Source organism: Psychromonas sp. (genome assembly GCF_983033635.1).
On sequence record NZ_CEZLMY010000317.1, the window covers coordinates 1 to 1,261 of the forward strand.

At 37.9% G+C, this 1,261-nt stretch carries 1 protein-coding gene; it reads left to right on the top strand.

All coding sequences use genetic code 11. The features are described from left to right. Positions 1-53 precede the first annotated feature (53 nt). A partial coding sequence (locus AC4GME_RS18935; RefSeq protein WP_490380057.1) for a UvrD-helicase domain-containing protein occupies positions 54-1,261 on the top strand: 1,208 nt, incomplete at its 3' end.

Below are 1,261 nucleotides of genomic sequence, written 5' to 3' on the forward strand. Positions count from 1 at the left end.
GGTTTGGATTGGCTTGAAGATAAGCTTGAAATTAATAACCTTGAGGTAGAATCATGAGTCGAAGAATTGATTCTCCCGATACGGAGTCGGATACACGCTTAAAACTTTTGTTGGAACGGCAAGAAAAAACTGCATTTATTATGGTTGCAGGCGCTGGTTCAGGGAAAACTACATCATTAATAAAAGCTCTTGATCATTTGAAAAATGAGAATGGGGACGAGTATCTATATAAAAGTAAGAAGATTGCCTGTATTACTTATACTGATGTGGCCGTAGAAGAGATCCTAGGTGATTTAGGTGAATCTGAATTGTTTCATATATCGACAATTCATAGTTTTTTGTGGGCTGTTATAAGACCCTTTAAAACCGATATTGTTAACTGGATGATTAGTAGACTTAATGAAAAAATTAATGAAGCCCAAGAGCACATAGCAAAACCTAGGACAAGAGAGGCCACGAGAGAAAGACTTAGGTTGGATATTGTTAAATATCGCTCGGAGATCCCCCTCGTTGAATGTGTTGAGGAAATTAGCTATGGAACTGGAGGAAATTACACTCAAGGCATTCTTGGACATAGTGATATCTTAAAACTTGTGCCTCAAATGATAATTGATAATTTACTTTTACGAAAAATAATCGCGCGTAAATACCCTGTTATTTTGGTTGACGAAAGTCAGGATACAAAACCTATTTTTGTTGATGCATTAAAGGCTATATATGAAACTGCTGAAGGCCAGTTTTATTTAGGTTTCTTTGGTGATCCTATGCAAAAAATATATATGGAAGGTGTTGGACGGATTGGTCACGAGGAAGGGTTTGAGCTGATTGAAAAAGAAGAAAATTTTAGGTGCCCTCAGAGTGTCTTACGAGTAATTAATAACATTCGAAGAGAAGATGATGGGCTTCAACAAACAAGAGGCCGCATGACAGGAGGTAACGAAGGTGTGGAGGGAAGTTCTAATGTTTTCATATTTCAGCAATCTGATGATAATCATGCCGAGATTGGTAATGTTAGGAGGTGGTTAGAAGGTTCTCAAAATGATCCGTTGTGGGGTGAGGAGGGAGGAGATATACGTATGCTAGTTCTTGTACATAGAATGGCTGCGCTTAGGCTCAATTTCAATTCAATCTATTCTGCTTTAAATGACAATGGTAACACTAGTCTAAAAAATGGTTTACTCGATGGGACTTCATGGGTGTTACGAGATTTCTTGAAAACCATCATTCCAATTGTGGAAGCGAAGGTTAAAGGGGATGACTT